17 protein-coding genes are annotated in these 17,401 nt (G+C 53.3%); 13 read left to right on the top strand and 4 right to left on the bottom strand.

The window, feature by feature from the left end; genetic code table 11:
* Positions 1–156 precede the first annotated feature (156 nt).
* The 6 genes from ACIPUG_RS06540 to ACIPUG_RS06515 all read left to right on the top strand — a co-directional run bounded on the left by ACIPUG_RS06540 (position 157) and on the right by ACIPUG_RS06515 (position 6,995).
* On the top strand, positions 157–1,317 hold the full coding sequence (locus tag ACIPUG_RS06540) for a 3-phenylpropionate MFS transporter (RefSeq protein ID WP_400337935.1): 1,161 nt from the start codon (positions 157–159) through the stop codon (positions 1,315–1,317).
* A 43-nt stretch (positions 1,318–1,360) separates the two neighbouring features.
* Positions 1,361–2,020, top strand: a complete 660-nt coding sequence (locus tag ACIPUG_RS06535; protein WP_277518728.1) for a DUF1007 family protein — start codon at positions 1,361–1,363, stop codon at positions 2,018–2,020.
* Complete coding sequence (locus tag ACIPUG_RS06530) at positions 2,011–3,120, top strand: nickel/cobalt transporter (protein WP_320699963.1); 1,110 nt, start codon at positions 2,011–2,013, stop codon at positions 3,118–3,120. Before ACIPUG_RS06535 ends, ACIPUG_RS06530 begins: the two co-directional genes overlap by 10 nt.
* A gap of 118 nt (positions 3,121–3,238) precedes the next feature.
* On the top strand, positions 3,239–4,366 hold the full coding sequence (locus ACIPUG_RS06525; protein ID WP_349895062.1) for an ABC transporter substrate-binding protein: 1,128 nt from the start codon (positions 3,239–3,241) through the stop codon (positions 4,364–4,366).
* A 552-nt stretch (positions 4,367–4,918) separates the two neighbouring features.
* Positions 4,919–6,586, top strand: coding sequence for a methyl-accepting chemotaxis protein (locus ACIPUG_RS06520; protein WP_400337933.1), 1,668 nt, complete (start codon positions 4,919–4,921; stop codon positions 6,584–6,586).
* An 85-nt stretch (positions 6,587–6,671) separates the two neighbouring features.
* The gene (locus ACIPUG_RS06515) at positions 6,672–6,995 is read left to right on the top strand and encodes a hypothetical protein (protein ID WP_010280096.1); all 324 of its coding nucleotides are present in this window, start codon (positions 6,672–6,674) and stop codon (positions 6,993–6,995) included.
* 129 nt (positions 6,996–7,124) lie between these two features.
* Here ACIPUG_RS06515 and ACIPUG_RS06510 read toward each other — a convergent pair whose 3' ends face one another.
* From ACIPUG_RS06510 to suhB, 4 genes are all read right to left on the bottom strand, one after another.
* Positions 7,125–7,925 (bottom strand): ABC transporter ATP-binding protein, encoded by an 801-nt coding sequence (locus tag ACIPUG_RS06510; protein WP_039503221.1) that lies wholly within the window; start codon positions 7,923–7,925, stop codon positions 7,125–7,127.
* Entirely contained in the window at positions 7,922–9,004 is a 1,083-nt protein-coding gene (locus tag ACIPUG_RS06505; protein ID WP_039284478.1) for an iron ABC transporter permease, read from the bottom strand. Before ACIPUG_RS06505 ends, ACIPUG_RS06510 begins: the two co-directional genes overlap by 4 nt.
* A gap of 6 nt (positions 9,005–9,010) precedes the next feature.
* Entirely contained in the window at positions 9,011–10,129 is a 1,119-nt protein-coding gene (locus ACIPUG_RS06500) for an ABC transporter substrate-binding protein (RefSeq protein ID WP_400337931.1), read from the bottom strand.
* Between the two features lie 172 nt (positions 10,130–10,301).
* Positions 10,302–11,105, bottom strand: a complete 804-nt coding sequence (gene suhB, locus ACIPUG_RS06495; RefSeq protein ID WP_014916219.1) for an inositol-1-monophosphatase — start codon at positions 11,103–11,105, stop codon at positions 10,302–10,304.
* 142 nt (positions 11,106–11,247) lie between these two features.
* Between suhB and trmJ the strand changes: the two genes are divergently transcribed.
* The 7 genes from trmJ to hscA all read left to right on the top strand — a co-directional run bounded on the left by trmJ (position 11,248) and on the right by hscA (position 17,400).
* Entirely contained in the window at positions 11,248–11,973 is a 726-nt protein-coding gene (gene trmJ / locus ACIPUG_RS06490; protein ID WP_010280090.1) for a tRNA (cytosine(32)/uridine(32)-2'-O)-methyltransferase TrmJ, read from the top strand.
* A gap of 119 nt (positions 11,974–12,092) precedes the next feature.
* The gene (gene iscR / locus ACIPUG_RS06485) at positions 12,093–12,587 is read left to right on the top strand and encodes a Fe-S cluster assembly transcriptional regulator IscR (protein WP_010280087.1); all 495 of its coding nucleotides are present in this window, start codon (positions 12,093–12,095) and stop codon (positions 12,585–12,587) included.
* Between the two features lie 267 nt (positions 12,588–12,854).
* Complete coding sequence (locus tag ACIPUG_RS06480; RefSeq protein WP_040034742.1) at positions 12,855–14,069, top strand: IscS subfamily cysteine desulfurase; 1,215 nt, start codon at positions 12,855–12,857, stop codon at positions 14,067–14,069.
* 24 nt (positions 14,070–14,093) lie between these two features.
* Positions 14,094–14,480, top strand: a complete 387-nt coding sequence (gene iscU / locus ACIPUG_RS06475; protein WP_005970177.1) for a Fe-S cluster assembly scaffold IscU — start codon at positions 14,094–14,096, stop codon at positions 14,478–14,480.
* A gap of 80 nt (positions 14,481–14,560) precedes the next feature.
* On the top strand, positions 14,561–14,884 hold the full coding sequence (gene iscA / locus ACIPUG_RS06470; protein WP_014916217.1) for an iron-sulfur cluster assembly protein IscA: 324 nt from the start codon (positions 14,561–14,563) through the stop codon (positions 14,882–14,884).
* 71 nt (positions 14,885–14,955) lie between these two features.
* On the top strand, positions 14,956–15,474 hold the full coding sequence (gene hscB / locus ACIPUG_RS06465) for a co-chaperone HscB (protein ID WP_400337930.1): 519 nt from the start codon (positions 14,956–14,958) through the stop codon (positions 15,472–15,474).
* A 75-nt stretch (positions 15,475–15,549) separates the two neighbouring features.
* A complete protein-coding gene (gene hscA, locus ACIPUG_RS06460; protein WP_400337929.1) occupies positions 15,550–17,400 on the top strand; it encodes a Fe-S protein assembly chaperone HscA in 1,851 nt (616 codons plus the stop codon).
* The last annotated feature ends 1 nt before the right edge of the window (position 17,401 follow it).

Here is a 17,401-nt window from a genome sequence, read left to right as displayed (position 1 = left end):
TTTATGCCTGTCGATCAGGACACGATCTCGGTTCACGTTTAATGGTGAATAACGCGTTGCACCGCCGTGTGCACTCTGACACAGTAACCGGCAAAAAAGAGTAGCGAGCAAAAAAGTGCCGAAGCTAGGGGAGTTCGTCATCGAAAGGGAGGAATCATGGTTTTGCAATCGACGCGCTGGTTGGCGCTGAGCTATTTCACCTACTTTTTTTGCTATGGCGTTTTCCTGCCGTTCTGGGGCGGGTGGCTGAAAGGCGAGGGGCTGTCCGCTGAGTCGATCGGCATGCTGCTGGGCGCGGGGCTGGTGGCGCGCTTCGTCGGCAGTCTGGTCATCACGCCCAGCGTGAAAGATCCGTCCAAATTGATTACGGTGTTACGTGGGCTGGCATTGCTGTCACTGGCGCTGGCCGTTGGTTTCTGGCTGGGGAATGCCTGGCTGTGGCTGATGATAGTGATGATCGGGTTTAACCTGTTTTTTGCGCCGCTGGTACCGCTGACGGATGCATTAGCTGTGACATGGCAGCGTCAGGTCGTGATGGATTACGGCAAGGTGCGTGTCTGGGGCTCGATCGCGTTTGTTATCGCTTCTGCCGCAACGGGGGAACTGGTCGCAATCTGGGGACACCCCGCGATTCTGGCCATTCTCAGCGCGGGGCTGGTTGTGATGCTGTTAGGTATGCTGCTTCGCCCCAGTGTGATGCCGCAAGCCGCAACATCGACAGCGCAGTCGGTTAGCGTCACGCCGTGGAAACGATTGCTGATTGAACCCGCGGTATGGCGTTTCCTGCTCTGCGTGTCGCTGCTGCAAGGTGCACACGCGGCTTACTATGGTTTCAGCGTCATTTATTGGCAGGATTCGGGCTATTCCGCCTCGATTATTGGCTATCTCTGGTCGTTAGGCGTGGTCGCGGAGATTGTCATCTTTACCTTCAGCCAACGCCTGTTTCGACGCTGGAGTGCCAGACAGCTTTTGCTGCTCTCTGCCGTATGTGGCGTGGTGCGCTGGGGCTTGATGGGCGCGACGGTGGCTCTGCCGTGGCTGATTGTGATACAGATATTGCATTGTGGCACCTTCACCGTCTGCCATCTGGCTGCCATGCGTTTTATCGCGGCACGTACCGGTGGTGACATTCTGCGGTTACAGGCGGTGTATTCTGCGCTGGCGATGGGCGGAAGTATCGCGGTGATGACGATGGTATCCGGCTTCCTGTTTGAACACTTGCAGGGTGGCACGTTCTGGGTGATGGCGCTGTTGGCGGTTCCGGCCCTGTTTATTCGGCCTTCTGTCCGTCACCATACGGTGGTCGAAAGGGCTTAAGTCATGGCGCGTATTGTCAAGATAACGTAGTGTGGTAAAAATAATGTTACATTATAACGCTTTGAAACAGTGGTGCGGACAGATAACGTTGCTGATGACAGGTCTGGCGTTCGGCCAGCCCGTTTTCGCTCACCCACACAGTTTTATTGATATGCAGACGACAGTTGAGAGCCAGAACGACAACATCACCGGTTTACGTATGCTGTGGACGATGGATCCCATCACGTCTGCCGACCTGTTGTATGACGCCGGGAAGGCGAAGAAAGACTCTGAAGTCTGGAAAAAGCTGGCGGCGGAAGTCATGGCGAATGTGTTAGGGCAGCATTATTTCACCGATATTTATCGTGATGGTCAGCCCGTGAAATATGCACCGATGCCAACCGAATATCACCTTTCTCGCAAAGGCAATCAGGCGGTACTGGAGTTTGTGCTGCCGCTGGCGCATCCACAGCCGCTGGCCGGTAAGCCTTTGCTGATTTCTACTTACGATCCTACCTACTTTGTCGATATGTCCTACCAGAACGATAAGGCCGTTACGCTGGCGCCTGCGCTGGCTTCACGTTGTAAAACCTCGCTCGTCACGCCGGAACCTAACGCTGAACTGCAATCCTATGCGTTGTCGCTGGATAAGAACGATGCGCCGGATGAAGACATGGAGCTGGGGAAACAGTTTGCACAGCGGGTGACGTTGCAATGTCAGTGAACCTCGGCTCACTGCCGCGTCAGCGTCAGCGCCCGCTGTTGAGCCGACTGCGCGATCTGTGGCCGCTGTGGCTGTTCTTGGCGCTGCTGGCCTCGGCGCTGCATTACATCGTGGGATACTGGCCGCAAATCGTGCTGCAAAGCGCGATCTGGCAGAAATCGTTGCATCAGCAGATGTCGCACCTATTGCAGATGGTGGAACAGCAGCCGCATCAGGCGGGGCTGAGTCTGATGATGTTCAGTCTGGTCTATGGCGTGCTTCATGCCGTCGGGCCGGGGCACGGTAAAGTCGTCATTATGACTTATCTGGCGACACATCCGTCGAAGCTGAAAAGTAGCCTGAAGTTGACGCTTGCTGCGTCGCTGGTTCAGGGGCTGATGGCGGTGGCACTGGTGACCGTGGTATTAGGGATCTTGCAGCTGTCTAGTCGAACGTTGCATAACAGCAGTTTCTGGATGGAAAAGGGGAGCTTCGTGCTGGTGGCGGGGCTGGGACTGCTGCTCTGTTTCCGTGCGTTGAAACAGCTGTATATCGCCGTCGTGCGGCAGCCTAAACCGGCGACAATTTTGCGCGTAACGCCTTTGCACGTAACGTCTTCTCACGTAACCCAGTTTAACGTATCAACCGATAGACGTATGGTGCTTCGCCCGACGTCTGCGCTTTCCTCTTCTTCTCATCAGCACGATGCCGACTGTGGCTGCGGACACCGCCATCTCCCGAGCAATGAGGAACTTGAGCGCGATAGCAGTTGGCGCACACGTCTGATGATTGTGCTGGCGATGGGCATGCGCCCGTGTTCAGGCGCTATTCTGGTGCTGCTTTTCTCTAAAGTGATCGGCGTGTATTGGTGGGGCGTTGCCTCTGCGCTGGTGATGGCTGCCGGAACGGCGATCACGATCTCGGCGCTGGCCGTGTTGGTTTTTTACTGCCGTCGTGTGGTTGAGCGCTTAGGTGCAAACCGTGCCTCGCCCGTGTGGCAGCGTGCGACGTTTTCTCTTCTGGCATTTGCTGGCGGGCTGATTTTGGTTGGCTCCGGCGTCCTGCTTTACCTCAGTGCACAGCCCGCAATGATGGGCGGTATTCGACCATTTTCCGGCTAATTTTACCTTTTATTAACGCCACGCTAAAAACCCATTGCTTTCGATAATCACGGCAGGATATCATTTCAATAATGATAACTATTATCATTTATAACCATAATCTCAGAAGGGAATAATAATGAAGAAATGGCTGTTTTCAGTCGTTGTTCTGTTGGGGTTGAGTGCGAGCGTTGTCGCCAGCGCTAACCCGATTGTTATTGAAGACGTTAGTGGCAGGAAAGTAGAAATTAAATCCGAAGTGAAGCGGATTATCCTCGGGGAAGGTCGACAGATTTATCTGCTGGCTGCTTTTGATACCGAGGCACCGTTCCAGCGCGTGGTTGGCTGGCGTGACGATCTGCCAAAAGCGGATTACGACGGCTACATGGCTTATGAAAAACAATACCCGGAAATCAAAAAGCTGCCGACCTTTGGCGGAGCGAAAGACGGTACTTTCAACGTTGAGCAGGCATTGACGCTGAAGCCGGATTTGGTACTGATGAATCTGGAATCAAAAGCGGCAACGGATGAAGGCAAATTGATCGAGAAACTCAGTTCGCTGGGGATTCCAGTGGTGTTTATCGATTTCCGTGAGAAGCCGTTTGAGAACGCTGAGAAAAGCATTCACATCATGGGTCAGCTGGTTGGCAAACCACAGCGTGCGGAAGAGATTATTAAGTTCCGTCGTGAGCAGATTGAACTGGTCACCGATCGGTTAAAGAACTATCAGGGGCCACGCCCGAAAGTGATGATCGACCGTGCGGGCGGCTATGATGAAGAGTGCTGCATGTCATTCGGTGATGAAAACTTCGGTCGCATGGTTGAGGTTGCTGGCGGTGACAACATTGCCAAGAACATCATCCCCGGCACGTTTGGTACGCTGAACCCAGAGCAGATTATCAGCTCTCGCCCGGATGTCGTGGTGGTGACCGGAGCTAACTGGAAAAACTACAACACGGCAAATGGCTGGGTTGGCGTTGGACCAGGAGCCGATCAGAAAGAAGCGCTACAACGCCTGCAAAAACTGATGGAACGTTCAGCATTTAAAACGCTGCCGGTAGCAACCGATGGCAACGCCCATGCAATCTGGCATCAGTTCTATGATAGCCCGTATCAGTTTGTGGCGATTCAGGTATTGGCAAAATGGATGCACCCGGAACTGTTCAAGGATATCGATCCTGATGCAACATTCCGTACCTTCCATGAGAAGTTCCTGCCTCTGCCATATCAGCCAGGCTACTGGGTCACGCTGCCAGCGAAGAAATAACGCTATATCCGTCATACTTCAAGTTACATGTGCGTTGGCAGCGTTCAGTCACCTGAATCACTTACTTGAGTAAGCTCATCGGGACTCCCTCACTTGCCGCCTGCCTGAAACTCGAATTATTTAGGATATATCAGGTAGCGGGCCAGATAATAAAAAAGCACTGAACCTCATCGGTCAGTGCTTTTTTTTGTGCTTTTTTCACCGACTTTATCGCCTGACAAACAATCGAAAAATATATCTGCCGTTCATCGCAATATGGCTGATGAAGGATTTTCCGTAAGCCATTCTCTTCCAGTTAATTTGTTGCAGGATCGATGGATGTTTATGACGATCGATTATCTTAATTTGATAGCTTTTGGCTATTGTTTTGATATTATTAAATGTTTTTAATGATCGATGCTATCAAGCTGTTCGCTTCTGTGGCGATAATTGAACGTGGTGAAGGTATGTCTGATTTTTATGCAAACGCCACGTATGGAGGGACATTCGATTTATTCGACATACCGGAATCAGGAAAAAATACGGTATAAAAATTCAAAAAATGGAGCGGTTATGAATATCACGCAACGCCTGCTGTTGACGTTTTCACTGATGTCGCTGGCACTTATTTCATTAGTTATTGTTACTTTATCATTGTTATCAGGGTTCCAGTCTCGTTTTGAATATGTTCAGGATAATGCGATTCCGAGCATTAAAGATTTAAATAGTTTGGTGGATAAAAGCAACTCGCTGGTGCTTTTTTTGTATCGTCATCAGACCACGGATGACGATCGTAAGCTGCCTGCGATCGAGCAAGATATTAATAGAACCATCGAGGAAATAAAGAAGCTCAATGAGTATTATCTGATCAATGATGCTTCCAGCGAGGAGGATCGCCAACTGACCCATACGGCGATTGACCTGACCAAAAAATTACAGGCGTCGCTACCCGTCTTTCTTAACGCGTCAAAGGCGAACCAAAACGAAACTGCTCTAGGCCTGTTGCAGGGATCAGGGGGACCTGGAGAAGCGGTACGTGAGCTACTCACCAATTACCGTAAGCAATTCGATCTCAATGTTGAAATGGGTGACGAGTTGCGTCAGGTGAATAAACGGATTTATGACCAAACGTGGTTTGGCCTGTTGTCCGGCACGTTATTGATCGTATTGCTGATCGGCTTTTTCGCGGTGAGAACCATTCTGGGCATTAGAAAAAGTTTGAATAACATGAGTCAGACGATGGAAAGCGTTAGCACCCATCTCGACCTGACGATTCAAGCGGACGATCGGCGCAAGGATGAAGTGGGAAATACCGCTCGCGCCTTTAATAGCCTGATGCAGCGGGTATCCTCAGCGCTGGCTTCGGTGAGTGCGTCATCGCAGTCGGTGAGCAGTGCGGCGACGCAGATTGCGGCGGGGAATGAAGATCTGTCATCCCGCACGGAAGAGCAGGCTGCTTCGCTGGAACAAACGGCGGCCAGCATGACGGAAATCAGTGAGACGGTACGCCAGAATGCGGAGAACACGCAACAGGCGAGCCTGCTGGCGGGGAATGCCAGCAAGATCTCCATCAATAGCGCGGATTCCGTCAATACGATGCTGAATACGATGGAACATATTCGCACCAGCTCAGGCAAGATCACCGAGATCATTGCGCTCATCGAAGGCATTGCGTTTCAGACCAATATCCTCGCCCTGAATGCGGCGGTAGAAGCCGCGCGTGCTGGTGAGCAGGGGCGCGGTTTTGCGGTGGTTGCGGGAGAGGTGCGCACGCTGGCACAGCGGTCATCTACGGCGGCGCGCGAAATCAAGGACCTGATTGATGCCTCAAACTCGCTGGTGTCGGCGGGCGTGGATCAAGCCAGCGATGTAGGGAAAAACATGTCGGCGATGAAGGATGCGATCCAGCAGGTGACGGATTTAGTCAATGAAATCGCGGCGGCGACTGAGGAGCAGAGTCAGGGTATCAGCCAGGTGCATCAGGCCGTTAACCAGATGGATGATGTGACTCAGCAAAATGCCTCACTGGTGGAAGAGGCGTCTGCGGCGTCGCAGTCGTTGCAGGAACAGGCAAGTACGTTGAGCCAACTGGTTGGGCAGTTCATTGTGGGGCAGGTTACCCCTCTGGCGCTGGCCTCCGCTTCGGCATCCGCGCTACCTGGAGTGTCCGCGCCGCGCCTTTCTCCCGTGAGGAAAAAAGGTGTCATTGCGCCGGATGAAGCGGACTGGCAGCGTTTCTAATCTATCGCGCCGTATGCTGCGCAGTAAGGCGGTATGCGGCTATAGGTTCGATTGACCAGCGGCGAAAGCCAAGGGAGATGACGGTATGGAATCGATTGAGCACAGTGCGGAAAATCTGGGGGATTATGCGTCGCTACTGACGGAATTCGAGCATATGACCGCCTTGCTTACTCAGCTAATGAAAAGCGATTACCGCACGCTTGATCTCTATCTCAATAATTGCAGCCACCTTATTTTGCGATTTACAGCAATCTATAAACTGCTCGATAAACCAGAGTTTGAACATTATCTGAAGCATTATGATGCGGCGCTCTACTACAACGTCAACAGCGTGGGTTTGGCATTGCGTCTGTTTGAGAACATGCTGACGAACATGCGCGATGGGCTTGCCTCTGCGCGCTTATGCTGAATAGCGGCAACATGAGCTATAGCGCGTACGGTGTGAAAATGGTTCTGGATCGGTGAATCAGTGTCATCGCGTTTGATAAGGTAAGGAAGACGGTGAGGTAACTCACCGTCTATTCGTGCAGAGAAAAGCTTAGATGGTCGGTTCGCTGACCAGCCCGTCGATAATCACCTGCGGCACGCCCTGCGAACAGCGCTCGATGCGCCCGCGTACGCCATAGACCGCTGACAGGCTTTCCGGGCTAATCACCTCGGCCGGTGCGCCATTGGCAATCAAATTACCGTTTTGCAGCATCAGTACGTGGTCGCCGTGGCGTAGCGCGATATTGATGTCATGTACTACCACGACGGTGATGATGTTGCGCTTACGCGTCTCCTTACGTACCAAATCCATCACGTGGAACTGATAGTTCAGATCCAGCGCGCTGAGCGGTTCGTCCAGCAAGAGCAGCGAGGGTTGACGGATCAGCGATTGCGCTAACCCCACCAGCTGTTTCTGTCCGCCGGAGAGCTGATCGAGATAGCTCAACGCCAGATGTTCAATGCCCAACTGACGCAGCAGACTCATCACTTCATCCTGCTTTTCGGCGTTGTGCATACCGCCGGACGCGCGCTGTGCGACGATAATCGATTCCAGCACGTGCAGGTGAACGCCTGCGGGCAGGGACTGCGGCAGATAAACGACTTTTTCCGCCCGCTGAGCGAATGGCAACGTCATCAGGTTGGTGTCATCCAACCACAGTTCGCCTTCGGATGCGTTCAGGCCTGCCATTGCACGCAACAGCGTTGATTTACCGCTGCCGTTAGGGCCGAGCAGCACGGTAATTTTTCCGCGCGGCAGCTGTGGTACGGACAGATCGCGAATCACCTGACGCTTGGGATAACCCGCGCGAAAGTGGGAAAGGCGTAATCCAGAAGTGGTTTGCTGGTTCATACGTTTCCTCTGTGGCGCAGGATAATACTCAGGAAGAAGGGAACGCCAACCAGTGAGGTGACGATCCCGACCGGGATAATGACGCCGGGGATGAGATTTTTCGAGGCAACGGACGCCATCGACAGCACCAGCGCGCCAGTTAACGCACTGGCAGGCAGATAGAAGCGGTGATCCTCACCGAAAATCATGCGTGCGATATGCGGAGCAACCAGACCGATAAAGCCGATTGGACCGACAAACGCGACGGAAATGGCGGATAAAATACTGATGCGCAGCAGCGTCGCCAAACGCAGGCGGCGGACGTTAATGCCAAAACTCACGGCGCGATCTTCACCCAACCGTAGCGCGGTCAGTTTCCATGAGCTCATCAGTGAAATTGGCATCACGATGACGAGCACCAACAGCAAAATTCCCAGTTTTTCCCACGAGGCACGGGCCAGGCTGCCCATCGTCCAGAACACCAGGCCTTGCAGCGTGTCTTCGTTGGCGATGAACTGGAGCATGGAAACCAGCGCGTTGAAGGTGAACACCAGCGCGATACCGAACAGCACGACACCGGAGGTAGCGACCTGCGTCCAGCGCGTAATGCCATCAAGCAGCAACGCTGCCAGCAGCGCAAAGATAAAGGCGTTTGCGGAGATAAACCACTGAGCCGGAATACCGGGGATACCGATACCGAGGACGATAGCCAGCGCAGCACCGAACGCCGCGGCGGAAGAAACGCCGAGCGTAAACGGGCTGGCCAACGGGTTGTTCAGGATCGTCTGCATTTCTGCACCGGCCAGACCAAGCGCCAGCCCGACCACGATAGCCATCAGCGCGTAAGGCAGACGAATATCCCAGACGATCACGCGCGTACCCGCATCGGCGCTGGCCGGATCGGTCAGCGTCTGCCAAAGCACATCAAGCGTCAGCCCTGAAGGCCCCATCGTGAAATCCAACAACAACGAGCCGATGATGATCAACAGCAGTATCGCCATCACACCCACGCGGCGTCGAATGATGCCGCGATAGTTGTCCATAATGGTGTTGGCATCCGCGGCAGTATTGCGGATACCCGGTTCAGTGGTTGTACTCATTAAAAATTACTCACCTTGTTTCCAGGCAAAGATAAAGTCACTGTCAGGCAGCGAGGTAAAATTCTGAATGATATAACGATACGTATCGTCAGGATTCAGGCTGGTAAAGGCCTGAGGATAAATATCCTTGGCCAGATATTCCATACCGACAATGTTGTAGGGATGGTTGTAGAAATGGTGGTAAACGCCGTAAACGTGTTTCGCCTGAACCGCTGGAATCTGACTGATACCCGTGCGATTTAGCAGCGTAGCGGCCTGATTGCGAACGTCTTCTACGCTGGCACCATAGCCTAACGGCAGGACCTGGCTGTTGCCACGTTTAGAGCCTGTCATAATGTAGGCATCGGGCTTCATGCTGATAATTTTTTCCAGCGAGACAAAGCCTGATGCACCCGGCAGCAAATCAGAACCGATATTTTTCGCGCCGACGGCTTCAATCAGTCCGCCCCAGCCATTGTGACCGTGAGTGAAGCAGCAGGAGTCGGAGTTGCCGGCGATAGCTTCGATAAAGACGCTGGGTTTCGGGGTGATTGCGGCGGTTTTCTGCTGAATAGCATCGAAGTGTTGACGATAGAAATCGGTATACGCTTTGGCATTGGCTTCCCGGTTCAGCACTTTACCCAACAGGTCGATGCTGGGGGCGGTATCTTTAGCCGGATTCACTTCATAATCGACGAACAGTACCGGAATATTCAGCGCGCTGAGCTTGTCGATCACACCGCTTTCCTTCAGTGCTGCCTTGGCACGCAGCTGGGCAATCATCAGATCCGGCTGTTTTGACAGCACGCTTTCCAGATCGACGTTACCTTTGTCACTGAAGCCCATATCCAGAATGCCAACGGACTGAGGCCATTTCCCTTTCAGCATATCCCAGGTTGCGGTGTCCTGTTTTTTCGCCAGATTGTTCCAGGCGACCAGACGCTGAAAGGGGTTATCGCGGTCAAGCAATGCCATCGTCATAATATCGCGCCCATCTTGCAGGATGATGCGCTGTGGCTCTTGTTTAATGGTGACACTTCTTCCGTCGAAATCGGTGACGGTAAGAGGGTATTGGGTGGCGTAGCTGAAAAGCGGGGTGGTGAGGAGTGCGGTCAGAAAGAGTGATCTTACTGATTTTCTTAACATGGTGGCGATCCTAATTCACAACTTATCAATGTGATGAAGTTATCAGTGTAATGAGTTTGATAATTATTATCGTATAATGATAAACAATGCGTATACAGGATTCATATGTAAAGAAAAATAACAACTCCGGCCCAATTTCGTTTTTACAGAGGTGAGCCGGAGTGGGGCAGAATTAGCGTTTCAGCGCGTCGCTCAGTTCTTCACGGATGGTGCCCAGAATGGATTTCACCACACGCGGGTTACCTGCAACCAGATTGCCGGATGCCAGATAGTTATGGCCGCCAACGAAATCGGTCACGATCCCGCCAGCTTCACGTACCAGCAGCTCGCCACCGGCAAAATCCCATGGCTTCAGGCCGATTTCAAAGAAACCGTCAACACGACCCGCGGCCACATAGGCCAGATCCAGTGCAGCAGAACCCGTACGGCGGAAATCCGCACAGTGGGTGAACAGTGCGCCGATGGCATTGATGTAGCTTTTGCTGTGTTGTTTTAATTTGAAGGGGAAGCCTGTTGCCAGTACGGTGCCTTCCAGATCGCGGGCAGTGCTGCTGCGCAGGCGGTAACCGTTCAGCTGTGCACCTTGACCACGGGTCGCAGTAAACAGTTCATTACGCATAGGATCGTAAACAACGGCAACTTCGGTACGGCCTTTAATGCGGACCGCGATAGAAACAGCGAAGTGAGGTAAACGTTTGATGAAGTTGGTGGTGCCATCCAGAGGATCGATAACCCATTGTACTGCCGGATCTTCGCCAACCAGCTCGCCACACTCTTCACCAATAATGGTGTGCTGTGGGTAAGACTTACGGATGACTTCAACGATCAGACGTTCTGCATCCCGATCGACGTTGGTCACAAAATCGTTGCTGCCTTTCTGGCTAGCTTCGACGGCGTCTGGCGTTTCATAGTTCTTGGCAATTAAATTACCGGCTTTACGCGCAGCGCGTATAGCGATGTTGAGCATCGGATGCATGGTATCGGTCCACTGGAATGTTAAAGAACGGAAAGCGGCGCAGAGTATAGCAGTAGAAAAGTAAAATAGCTAAGTTTGTGTTAAGGTATGCCGATTTCCTTTTCGCACGACTTCCTTCTATCTATCGCATAACAGAGTTCATATGTTAGACAATATTCGCATTGTTCTGGTTGAAACGTCGCACACTGGCAATATGGGATCAGTGGCCAGGGCGATGAAAACCATGGGGTTAAGTAAACTGTATTTGGTCAACCCATTGGTGAAGCCTGATTCGCAGGCCATTGCGTTGGCGGCAGGCGCCAGCGATGTTATCGGCAATGCCACTATTGTGGATTCGTTCGATCAGGCGCTCGAAGGCTGTGGTCTGGTCGTTGGCACCAGCGCACGTTCCCGAACCTTACCCTGGCCGATGTTGGAACCGCGTGAATGCGGCGTTCGCAGCGCGCAGGAAGCAGAGCACGCGCCGGTAGCGCTGGTGTTTGGGCGTGAACGCGTGGGGCTGACGAATGAAGAGCTTCAGAAATGCCATTATCACGTAGCGATTCCCGCGAACCCGGAATACAGCTCGCTCAATCTGGCGATGGCGGTGCAGATCATTGCTTATGAAGTGCGCATCGCGCATTTGGATCGTTTACAGGCCGGACAGCCGCAACATGAAGAATCGCCGTACCCGCTGGTCGACGATCTGGAGCGGTTTTATCAGCATCTTGAACAGACATTACTGCAAACCGGATTTATCCGGCCGGCACATCAAGGGCAGGTGATGAACAAGCTGCGTCGTCTGTTTACCCGCGCCAGGCCTGAAAGTCAGGAGCTTAACATCCTGCGTGGAATACTGAGTTCGGTACAGAAAACACACGACGAATAATACTTGAGTGTTTTACTTGGTTAAATAGTTGACTAAAACACTCAGGAATGTCAGACTCGCGGTATGTTCTGCCAATACATGTTTTCATAATACATGTTTTATCTACAGGTACCACTATCATGAGACTGACATCCAAAGGCCGTTACGCCGTTACCGCCATGCTCGATGTGGCTCTGCACTCCCAGGAAGGACCCGTTCCGTTGGCGGATATTTCTGAACGCCAGGGTATTTCACTGTCTTACCTGGAGCAGCTGTTTTCGCGTCTGCGTAAAAACGGACTGGTTGCCAGCGTTCGTGGCCCGGGCGGCGGTTACCTGCTGGGTAAAAACGCGAATGAAATCGCTGTTGGTATGGTCATTTCGGCCGTCGATGAATCTGTTGATGCAACGCGTTGCCAAGGCCGCGAAGGCTGCCAGGGTGGCGATCGCTGCCTGACGCACACGCTGTGGCGCGATCTGAGCGACCGTATTACCGACTTCCTGAATAACATCACGCTGGATGAGCTGGTGAATAATAAGGAAGTGCTGGATGTGGCGGATCGTCAGGATGCTGACACGCGCCGCACTGCTAACGGACGTATCCAGGAAACGATCAACGTTAACCTGCGCGCCTGATACACCTTCAACGTGACGAGTAACCTTTACTCGTCACGTTTTGCCTTTCTGATAGCCGCATAATCCTGACCACATTACTCAATGTGGTGTTGGCGTTAGTCCGACTGTCACGGCGTGTTCTGACGATAATGTGTTCTGACGACAAATTGTTCCACGATAACATCGCCAGATTTTTTGCATTGGCCCGAGAGGTTGCGGGTATAAACAACCTGTCAATAAAACAAAACGCATTGTACGTTTTGAAGTGATGTACGGAGTTTATGAGCAATGAAGTTACCTATCTATCTCGACTACTCAGCCACCACGCCGGTTGACCCGCGCGTCGCTGAGAAAATGATGCAGTGTTTGACGTTGGACGGTACGTTCGGTAACCCGGCTTCCCGTTCCCACCGTTTTGGCTGGCAAGCGGAAGAGGCGGTTGATATCGCCCGTAACCAAATTGCTGAACTGGTTGGTGCCGACCCACGTGAGATCGTCTTCACGTCAGGCGCGACCGAAGCCGATAACCTCGCGATTAAAGGTGTTGCCAACTTCTATCAGAAGAAGGGTAAGCACATCATCACCAGCAAGACCGAGCACAAAGCCGTGCTGGATACCTGTCGTCAGCTTGAACGCGAAGGCTTCGAGGTGACTTATCTGGCCCCGCAGCGTAATGGCATTATCGATCTGGCTGAACTCGAAGCCGCAATGCGTGAGGACACCATTCTGGTTTCCATCATGCACGTCAATAATGAAATCGGCGTTGTGCAGGATATTGCCGCTATCGGTGACATGTGCCGTAGCCGCGGTATCGTGTTCCATGTTGATGCCACACAGAGCGTAGGCAAACTGCCTATCGATCTGAACCAGTTAAAAGTGGATCTGATGTCTTTCTCCGGCCATAAAATCTATGGGCCGAAAGGGATCGGAGCACTGTATGTTCGTCGTAAACCCCGTATTCGTCTCGAAGCGCAGATGCACGGCGGCGGCCATGAGCGCGGCATGCGTTCTGGCACCTTGCCTGTGCACCAGATTGTCGGCATGGGTGAAGCCTACCGCATTGCGAAAGAAGAGATGACCGCAGAAATGGATCGCCTGCGTGCGCTGCGCGACCGTCTGTGGAACGGTATTAATGATATTGAAGAAGTCTACCTGAATGGTGATATCGAGCAGGGCGTGTCCACGATCCTGAACGTCAGCTTCAACTATGTTGAAGGTGAATCGCTGATTATGGCGCTCAAGGATCTGGCGGTATCGTCCGGTTCTGCCTGTACGTCGGCCAGTCTGGAGCCCTCCTACGTGTTACGTGCGCTGGGCATGAATGATGAGCTGGCACATAGCTCGATCCGTTTCTCGCTGGGGCGTTTTACCACCGAAGAAGAGATCGACTACACCATCGAGCTGGTACGTAAATCCATCGGTCGTCTGCGCGATCTTTCTCCGCTGTGGGAAATGTTCAAACAGGGCGTGGATATCAGCAGCATCGAGTGGGCGCATCATTAATTCACCAGTTCGGGGACGACTATCATGGCTTACAGCGAAAAAGTAATTGATCACTATGAAAACCCACGCAACGTGGGTTCATTTGATAACGCCGATCCTTCTATCGGCAGCGGCATGGTCGGCGCGCCAGCGTGCGGCGATGTGATGAAGTTGCAGATAAAAGTCAACAATGAGGGTATCATCGAAGATGCCCGCTTCAAAACGTACGGTTGTGGTTCTGCCATTGCCTCCAGCTCGCTGGTCACAGAGTGGGTAAAAGGCAAATCGCTGAATGAAGCTGAAGCGATTAAGAACACGCAGATTGCCGAAGAGCTTGAGCTACCGCCAGTGAAGATTCACTGCTCCATTCTGGCGGAAGACGCTATCAAGGCAGCGATTGCGGATTACAAAAGTAAACGCGACGCGCAGTAATCTCTGCGGCTGAACTCGGCGGGGCACCGCTTCTTGCGGTGCCTGTTCTCGTCGAGGTGGCGAACGATCGAGGTAACAGTATGTCGATTTCTCTGAGCGAAAGTGCGGCACAACGCGTGAACGCTTTCATCGCAAACCGGGGCAAAGGCCTTGGGCTGCGTCTTGGCGTACGGACATCCGGCTGTTCCGGTATGGCGTATGTGCTGGAGTTTGTTGATGATTTGAACGACGGTGACACGGTCTTTGAAGACAAAGGCGTAAAGGTCATCGTGGACGGCAAAAGTCTGGTCTATCTTGACGGAACCGAGTTGGATTTCGTCAAAGAAGGGCTGAACGAAGGCTTTAAGTTCAATAATCCGAACATTTCCGGCGAATGTGGTTGCGGCGAAAGTTTCAACGTCTGACCTCTCTTGGGTAGTGAGCGTGCAATCGGTTAATGGCATGTGTTGCTACCCAGAACTCCCAGAGTACCACTATGGATTACTTTACGTTATTCGGGCTGCCGATTCGCTATGATGTGGATGGCGGCCTGCTTGCATCCCGTTTTCAGGATTTGCAACGGCAGTTCCATCCTGACCGTTATGCTGCCAGCCCAGAGCGTGAGCGCATGCTGGCGGTGCAGCAGGCGGCGACGATCAATAACGCCTATCAGGCGCTCAAGCATCCGCTGAGACGCGCAGAGTATATGCTGTCGCTGCACGGTTTTGATGTGAACAACGAACAGCACACGATGAAGGACACTGCATTCCTGATGGAACAGCTGGAACTGCGCGAAGAGCTGGACGCGATCTCGCAGCGATCGGATGCCGATGAGGCGCTGACGGCCTTCGCCGCGCGGTTGCAGGCAACGATCGTTAAGCGCCGTTCGCATATGCGTGATGAACTCGGTAATGAGACGTGGACAGACGCCGCAGATACCGTGCGCAAGCTACGCTTTTTAGACAAGCTCCAGCAACAGGTTGAAGAACTCGAAGAACAATTGCTGGACAGATAACTGGTTAATCCGGCGGGTAACCCGATGGTGATTGCCATACGGTTTTTTTCGCCAGCCAATTGATGGAAGCTCAATATGGCCTTATTACAAATTAGTGAGCCTGGCCTTAGCGCCGCACCGCACCAGCGTCGTCTGGCTGTCGGTATTGATTTAGGCACCACCCATTCTCTTGTTGCCACCGTACGCAGCGGTGAAGCTCAGACGCTAGCGGATAGCGATGGGCGCGACCTGCTGCCCTCGGTTGTTCACTATCGTCACGATGGTCACAGCGTCGGCTGGGATGCACGCGACAATGCTGCCCACGATCTGGAAAATACCGTCAGCTCAGTCAAACGCCTGATGGGGCGTTCTCTGGACGATATTCAGCAGCGCTATCCGCATTTACCGTATCGCTTTCATGCCAGCGATAACGGCCTGCCGCTGATTCAGACCTCGGCTGGCAATCTCAATCCTGTACAAGTCTCGGCGGATATTTTGTCCGCGCTGGCTGCGCGTGCGGAAGCGGCGTTAGGCGGCGTGCCGGATGGTGTGGTGATTACCGTTCCCGCCTATTTCGATGATGCACAGCGTCAGGGCACCAAAGACGCGGCGCGTCTTGCCGGGCTGCACGTCTTGCGCCTGCTCAATGAACCAACCGCGGCCGCGATTGCCTACGGGCTGGATTCCGGTAAAGAGGGCGTGATCGCCATTTACGATCTGGGCGGTGGTACCTTTGATATTTCCATTCTGCGCCTGAGCCGCGGCGTTTTTGAGGTGCTGGCAACGGGCGGTGATTCTGCGCTGGGCGGTGATGATTTCGATCATCTGCTGGCGGAGTGGCTGCGTGAGCAGGCGGGCATTCACGATCGTGACGATCGTCAGTTAGATCATGCTTTTCGCCACGCGGCGGTGAAGGCTAAAGTTGCACTCAGCAGCGCCGAGTCGGTGCGTGTGGATGTTGCAGGCTGGCAGAGTGAGATCACCCGTGAGCAGTTTGATTCGCTGATTGCTGCGCTGGTGAAACGTACGCTGCTGTCGTGCCGTCGCACGCTGAAAGACGCGGGACTGACGCCAGAAGACGTGCTGGAAGTTGTGATGGTGGGTGGATCGACGCGCGTTCCACTGGTGCGCGAACAAGTCGGAACGTTTTTTGGTCGTACACCGCTGACGTCGATCGATCCAGACAAGGTTGTCGCTATCGGCGCGGCGATCCAGGCGGATATTCTGGTGGGCAACAAGCCAGACAGTGAAATGCTGCTGCTGGATGTGATCCCCTTGTCGCTGGGGCTGGAGACGATGGGCGGGCTGGTGGAAAAAATCATTCCGCGCAATACCACGATCCCGGTTGCCCGAGCACAGGAGTTCACCACCTTCAAAGACGGCCAGAGCGGCATGATGATCCACGTCTTGCAGGGTGAGCGCGAAATGGTGGCGGATTGCCGCTCGCTTGCGCGCTTCTCACTGCGCGGCTTGCCGCCGCTGCCTGCCGGTGGGGCACACATTCGCGTGACCTTTCAGGTTGATGCGGATGGCCTGCTGAGCGTCACAGCGATGGAGAAATCGACGGGCGTCGAGGCATCTATTCAGGTGAAACCGTCATACGGTTTGAGCGATACGGAAATCGCCACGATGATCACCGATTCGATGCTGAATGCGAAGGAAGATGTCGGGGCGCGTCGTCTGGCAGAGCAAAAAGTGGAAGCGGCACGCGTGCTGGAAAGCTTGCAAAGCGCGCTGGTGGCTGACGCCGAGTTATTGAGCAATGACGAAAAAGGCATCATTGTCGCGGCATCCGAACATCTGCATACGATGATGCAGGGAAGCGATCCCGTGGCGATAGAAGCCGCGATTAAAACAGTCGATCAACAAACCCAGGAATTCGCCGCCCGTCGCATGGATGCCTCTATCCGTCGCGCGCTGGCAGGCCATTCTGTGGATGAGGTGTAAC

The organism is Pectobacterium sp. CHL-2024 (assembly GCF_044751765.1).
In the GTDB taxonomy this organism is placed as follows: Bacteria; Pseudomonadota; Gammaproteobacteria; order Enterobacterales; family Enterobacteriaceae; genus Pectobacterium; species Pectobacterium brasiliense.
The sequence above is the reverse complement of the archived record's forward strand: the minus strand, read 5'-3'. Positions and strand labels throughout refer to the sequence as shown.

Excerpts from the sequence above, each read along its gene's own strand:
- ACIPUG_RS06480 (WP_040034742.1), top strand. The coding sequence starts at position 12,855 with ATGAAGTTACCTATCTATCTCGACTACTCAGCCACCACGCCGGTTGAC.
- ACIPUG_RS06540 (WP_400337935.1), top strand. The coding sequence starts at position 157 with ATGGTTTTGCAATCGACGCGCTGGTTGGCGCTGAGCTATTTCACCTAC.
- ACIPUG_RS06500 (WP_400337931.1), bottom strand. The coding sequence starts at position 10,129 with ATGTTAAGAAAATCAGTAAGATCACTCTTTCTGACCGCACTCCTCACC.
- ACIPUG_RS06530 (WP_320699963.1), top strand. The coding sequence starts at position 2,011 with ATGTCAGTGAACCTCGGCTCACTGCCGCGTCAGCGTCAGCGCCCGCTG.
- hscA (WP_400337929.1), top strand. The coding sequence starts at position 15,550 with ATGGCCTTATTACAAATTAGTGAGCCTGGCCTTAGCGCCGCACCGCAC.
- hscB (WP_400337930.1), top strand. The coding sequence starts at position 14,956 with ATGGATTACTTTACGTTATTCGGGCTGCCGATTCGCTATGATGTGGAT.
- ACIPUG_RS06525 (WP_349895062.1), top strand. The coding sequence starts at position 3,239 with ATGAAGAAATGGCTGTTTTCAGTCGTTGTTCTGTTGGGGTTGAGTGCG.
- iscR (WP_010280087.1), top strand. The coding sequence starts at position 12,093 with ATGAGACTGACATCCAAAGGCCGTTACGCCGTTACCGCCATGCTCGAT.
- iscU (WP_005970177.1), top strand. The coding sequence starts at position 14,094 with ATGGCTTACAGCGAAAAAGTAATTGATCACTATGAAAACCCACGCAAC.
- ACIPUG_RS06510 (WP_039503221.1), bottom strand. The coding sequence starts at position 7,925 with ATGAACCAGCAAACCACTTCTGGATTACGCCTTTCCCACTTTCGCGCG.
- suhB (WP_014916219.1), bottom strand. The coding sequence starts at position 11,105 with ATGCATCCGATGCTCAACATCGCTATACGCGCTGCGCGTAAAGCCGGT.
- iscA (WP_014916217.1), top strand. The coding sequence starts at position 14,561 with ATGTCGATTTCTCTGAGCGAAAGTGCGGCACAACGCGTGAACGCTTTC.
- ACIPUG_RS06505 (WP_039284478.1), bottom strand. The coding sequence starts at position 9,004 with ATGAGTACAACCACTGAACCGGGTATCCGCAATACTGCCGCGGATGCC.
- ACIPUG_RS06535 (WP_277518728.1), top strand. The coding sequence starts at position 1,361 with ATGTTACATTATAACGCTTTGAAACAGTGGTGCGGACAGATAACGTTG.
- ACIPUG_RS06515 (WP_010280096.1), top strand. The coding sequence starts at position 6,672 with ATGGAATCGATTGAGCACAGTGCGGAAAATCTGGGGGATTATGCGTCG.
- ACIPUG_RS06520 (WP_400337933.1), top strand. The coding sequence starts at position 4,919 with ATGAATATCACGCAACGCCTGCTGTTGACGTTTTCACTGATGTCGCTG.
- trmJ (WP_010280090.1), top strand. The coding sequence starts at position 11,248 with ATGTTAGACAATATTCGCATTGTTCTGGTTGAAACGTCGCACACTGGC.